Here is a 5,194-nt window from a genome sequence, read left to right as displayed (position 1 = left end):
ATTGCATTTCCACATAATCACGGGCATGGCCCCAGTCCCGCAGGGCATCCATATTGCCGAGATAGAGACACTGATCCAGCCCTTGGGAAATATTACTCAGCCCTCTGGTGATCTTACGTGTGACAAAGGTTTCACCGCGCCGGGGTGACTCGTGGTTAAACAAAATGCCATTACAGGCATACATGCCGTATGACTCACGATAGTTAACCGTAATCCAATAGGCATACATCTTAGCTACTGCGTAAGGAGAGCGCGGATAAAAGGGCGTTGTCTCTTTCTGCGGGATTTCCTGAACCAACCCATACAATTCTGAAGTAGAGGCTTGATAAAAGCGGGTTTTCTTTTCCAACCCTAAAAATCTTATTGCTTCCAGCAGCCGCAATGTGCCTAATGCATCGACATCTGCGGTATATTCCGGTGACTCGAATGAAACCGCAACATGGGACTGTGCCGCCAAGTTATACACTTCGTCTGGCTGAACTTCACTGATAATACGCGTAAGGTTAGAGCTGTCGCTTAAATCGCCGTAATGCAGTCTGAAATTTTGGTTGTTTGAGTGTGGATCTTCATAGATGTGATCTACACGTTCGGTATTGAACAAAGAGGCTCGACGTTTGATGCCATGAACTTCATAGCCTTTATCGAGCAGGAATTCTGCAAGGTAAGAACCATCCTGACCTGTAACACCCGTTATTAATGCAACTTTTTTATCCATAATAATACTCATTAAATTACTGTAGCACTGAATTTATTGACAACTGAATCAAAGTTATTAAAAAAAGCCTAATATCGTCAGGACCTGAGATGAGCAGTAATCTCCCACCCATCACCATTATTCAAGATATGTTCTACAAAAAACAAAGAGTGTGATTGCATACTATTTGTTAGTAGTAATTTTCAGCATCTCTTCAGCAACAGTTTCCCAAGAGCACGGTATTGATTCTAATGCACCCTCCCAGTTCGGCCACCATCCAGCATCAAGTCTATTGGCCAGTTCCATTATTGCCGATTGTAATGACTGCACATTATCTGCTTCGAAATAAATAGCTTCATCACCACAGAGAGTTCTTGCATAAGGTAGGTCTGGGCAGAGTATTGGTAGTCCACAAAACATTGCCTCAACGAGAGGAAAGCCAAAACTTTCTTCATTTGAGAGAAATAATAATGCATCACAAGACCGATAAAAAGACAGCATTTGATCAGAGTTGATTAATCCAACACAAGAGATGGAACTCCATGTATTATCAGGATTTTTCAATGGATCAATCGTTAAGGTTAATTGCTCGACAGGCCAAGCCTCAGGCTCATCAATTTTAGAAAGGAGTAAATGATTTTTATGTGAATAATCAGCAGCCGGATAAAAAAGATGTAGCTTACCATCGCGGACTCGATTAGTCCTCTTAACAAAAGATTTTGATAACCATTGTGGTACAGGCTGTGGAAGAACAAAAACACGACCGCGCACAGCAGGGTAGAATTTTTCTAGCTTATCCTTCATAACACCTGTCTGCACGATAAATTGGCTAACATGCTTTTCGTTTTTTGAGAAAATAAATTGTGCAACACGATATTTAAAAAAATCAATTGATAAAGATGGCTTAAAATATTTTACCAAGTTAGGAGTATGTAAAAACACAGTCTGAACACCGTTGGTATTCAAAGGTATGTCACCTAACACCAATACTGCTGTATTTTTTGGCAATCTATGTGGGATTATACATTCAAAAAAACGTGACAAAAAATTGGGTAAAAGGCGCTTACGAACAATAAAATTCGTTGATGATTTTGACGATTTGAAGCGACTTAAATCACCACGATCAGGTAAAATGACAGTCGAAACATTAGCATAATTATTGGCCAATAATTTTGGTAACAAAGATTTTGCAAGCTGAACAGCACCAACCCCAACAACATTACTCAGGTGCAATTGAATATTATACAGCATAAGAAATGCTCAATTTAATTTATATTTACTGACGTGGAGATCTTTTGAAAAACCTCCCCCTATATCACAATGCATATTTAAAAACTGAGTTACCAGCAAAATAAAATCAGTGCATTTTAATCTAAACTAATAACTTCTTAACCCTCTCGACAGCTGCAGAATGCAATTAAACCGAAAGAGCCTGATAAAGGAAAAATCCCAAGATTATTCCTAAAAGGTGAATCATAAAAAGGGGGCTATGATATGATTAATCATATTTTGATAGTATTTTTTAACAACAATACAATAGTGAGTGATGGTCGGACATCAGCCCTACTGTTATATAGCTAGTATTTCTAAATAGCTGTCGCTATAGACCTCAATATAAGCAGTATTAATTCAGAAAGCCTCTGTATAAAAAGTATTCTGAACAGTGATGGGGTTAAAGTAACAAATTCAGGTATTAAAAAAGAGCTATTTGTGTACAACGCAACTGATTTATTACTAATTCATGAGATTCTATCCATGCCTATTCGGTTTATAGGGCACACTATAATTTGTAAGAAATTCTTTGACCCCATAGATCAATAAAATCTCAAATATTATAAAAAAAACAAAATTTTGTGTATTGAACAATAGAAATAGGAAAGCTGAAAAATAAATTTTCGTTAATAACCCATAACTCTTTAGATAAGAAGGATATAGAAAAGGAAGTAAAATCAAGATTCCAAAAACACCCACTTGAGAAATAAACATGGTAAGCCCATCAGAACCTGTTGGCTTTGAAAAAGAGTGGTAGTTACTGTAGCCCAAAAGTTTTTCTCCAAATGGTACTGCTACTTCAATCTGATTTCCATAACCATAGCCGAGTAATATATTATCCAAAAAAAGTTCAAAACTAATTAATCCGTCATTTATCCTAGAATTAGCCGAAGCCATACCATTACCATTGAATTTATAATCTAACTCAGGTATCAAAATGAAAATGACCGAAAAGAGAAACAACAACAACAACAAACTGGTTTGAATATGGCTGTTTTTTTTAAAAACAAGATGAAGGGATAAAAAGAAAAATAAGAATATGCCGGCTGTCGACTGGGTACTGAGAATAATAGCAGTAAAAAGAAAATATTTAGGCTTTGTAATCTCTCCATTTATTATCGAAAAGAAAAAACCTAACATAATAAAAATTTGAAAAGCACCTGGCTCCCACCACAGCCCACTATTTCTATAGATCTTATATTCAATAAAATTTTCAGACACTCCAAAAAAAATAAAATTTCTTAAATGCCTCCCATCTGTTGCAACAAAATCTGGAAACGGAGACTCTATACCAAAAAAAATAACTAAAAATGCCAGAAGGGAAATAGTTCCAAGAACCAATATAATATCAGTGAATATTTTTGAAAATTTATCAAAATTCAAAAAAGAAACAAGAAGTATCGCTATAAACAACCTAAGCATTAAAGTCACATAAGATAAAGCTCTAACATCAGAATTAAGCAATACAACAAATAGAAATATCAAAGAAAAAAACAAAATCTGAAGACTAATGTTAACCCTAGTACCAAAAATAGCTAAAAGAAATAAAAAAATAAAAACTGGTATCAAAATAACATTATTAAAGAAGCTCTCAAAATACAATGATTTTGAGAGCATCATAACAAGAAAAACTAGAAATATATCCAAGGCTTTAAATCTAGAAACGCAAGAAAAAGAACTCAACATGTTAGTAACTATTAAAGATTATTGTAAGAATTAATCTGATCCACATCTTTATCATGAATAAATGTAGAAAAACAATCTAAAGCGAGTGACTTTTTTCTAGAAGTAATTAACTGGATAAAGCTTTTCAGACTATCAAAATCAGGTTCGACTATGTAACCATTTACACCATGCTCAACAAGTTCAACCGCTCCACATTTATTAGAAATGATAACTGGAAGATTAAAGTGTAATGCTTCTTCAACCACCAGCCCCCATGTTTCACTGATACTTGGAAGGATCAAAAAATCATAACCTTTAAATAAATCACTGATATTTTCGTTAGCAACGTGATCTTGTATTTGAATGTTATCCCGACACAATGTTAGTAAGTCACGCTTAAGTGGCCCTTTACCAACGATATTAAGATAACAATCAGGGAATTGGTTAAAAACTTCAATCAAGTTAAAAAGATTTTTTTCTTCCGACAATCTTCCAAGAAAAAGAAACCGCTTTGGATAGATCGAAGCAGGCTCAAAAAAAACAGGTAGGCTTTTATTTTTATTAATCAGACCGACACCCTTAGTTATCCTTAACTCACCACAAAACCCCAATTTTTTTACAAGCTCACAATGTTTACTTCCTGATGCAAGAATTTTTGATATCCTTGACAAGAATATTTTTTTAAAAAAACCCTTTATTCCAAAAACAGTACTTTCGTTTATAGTCGACTCTAATACTAATATATTTTTTTCTCTTCTATTAACAAAAACCAAAAACCAAAATTCAATCAAATCCCAGCCATTTACAATTATTCTTCTATAACTTATTTTACTTAAAAACTTTATAAGCCTTAAAATACTATAAAGCTTTGACCGGGATTCAAAGCTGCCAAAATTCAGAAATTGATGGTCAAAAGTCATTTTAGAGCTCACAAAATCTTTAGTTCTCTGCAATGAACCATCCGATACAAAAATTACAAAAATATTATTATTCTCAGATATCTTATTATACAAATTCACTTTATAAAATGCTGGAAGATGAGTAACAATCACCAAATCATACATATTTGAAGATACCTGAATTACCAAGCCTAGATCTAACTAAAACGAATAAACTAATCAATAACAAACTGAATACAAAAGTATAAAACCACTGCCCATCAAAAAATCTCACCACAATTAGGTAAGCGGCATTGTTAGTATAAGAATGTAATAAATAAATTAACAAGAAATATTTTGAGACTAGCTTCAAGAAACCGAAATCATTATAAATTGTCAATAATCTTGAACCTGATACGAAAAGGCCGATCATACTTATAGCCCAAATTATATTCAGCAATGGATACTCATAGTAATGTTTTGCCATATCCAAACTTGGGATTCTTCCAACAAAACAAATAATAGTAAGAAAGACGCTAGCACCTATTATAAAGAAGATATAGTAATCTTTTTTATTTTCTAACCTAAAAAGCAAAAAACCTAAAGAAAGCCAAAATAAAGCATTACTAGTCACGGCAAAATCATGAAAGTGCCTGCCCAGCAAGGACTTCAGCCAGATAGCGTG

5 protein-coding genes are annotated in these 5,194 nt (G+C 34.2%); all 5 read right to left on the bottom strand.

Annotated elements, in window-relative coordinates; translation table 11 throughout:
• On the bottom strand, positions 1-715 hold a 715-nt coding region (gene gmd / locus KDK18_RS09585; protein ID WP_257254681.1), incomplete at its 3' end, for a GDP-mannose 4,6-dehydratase.
• Between the two features lie 162 nt (positions 716-877).
• Positions 878-1,945 carry a glycosyltransferase gene (locus KDK18_RS09580; protein ID WP_257254680.1) on the bottom strand — a complete coding sequence of 356 codons (1,068 nt, stop codon included), beginning with the start codon at positions 1,943-1,945 and terminating at the stop codon, positions 878-880.
• Between the two features lie 498 nt (positions 1,946-2,443).
• On the bottom strand, positions 2,444-3,652 hold the full coding sequence (locus KDK18_RS09575; protein ID WP_257254679.1) for a hypothetical protein: 1,209 nt from the start codon (positions 3,650-3,652) through the stop codon (positions 2,444-2,446).
• Positions 3,653-3,663: 11 nt separating this feature from the next.
• Positions 3,664-4,695, bottom strand: coding sequence for a glycosyltransferase family 4 protein (locus KDK18_RS09570; protein ID WP_257254678.1), 1,032 nt, complete (start codon positions 4,693-4,695; stop codon positions 3,664-3,666).
• A partial coding sequence (locus tag KDK18_RS09565) for a hypothetical protein (protein ID WP_257254677.1) occupies positions 4,688-5,194 on the bottom strand: 507 nt, incomplete at its 5' end. The genes KDK18_RS09565 and KDK18_RS09570, both read right to left, overlap by 8 nt.

Source organism: Endozoicomonas sp. SESOKO3 (genome assembly GCF_024606255.1).
The sequence above is the reverse complement of the archived record's forward strand: the minus strand, read 5'-3'. Positions and strand labels throughout refer to the sequence as shown.

Bases quoted from the DNA above. Each gene is read 5' to 3' on its own strand.
- KDK18_RS09570 (WP_257254678.1), bottom strand. From the start codon at position 4,695: ATGTATGATTTGGTGATTGTTACTCATCTTCCAGCATTTTATAAAGTG.
- KDK18_RS09580 (WP_257254680.1), bottom strand. From the start codon at position 1,945: ATGCTGTATAATATTCAATTGCACCTGAGTAATGTTGTTGGGGTTGGT.
- KDK18_RS09575 (WP_257254679.1), bottom strand. From the start codon at position 3,652: ATGTTGAGTTCTTTTTCTTGCGTTTCTAGATTTAAAGCCTTGGATATA.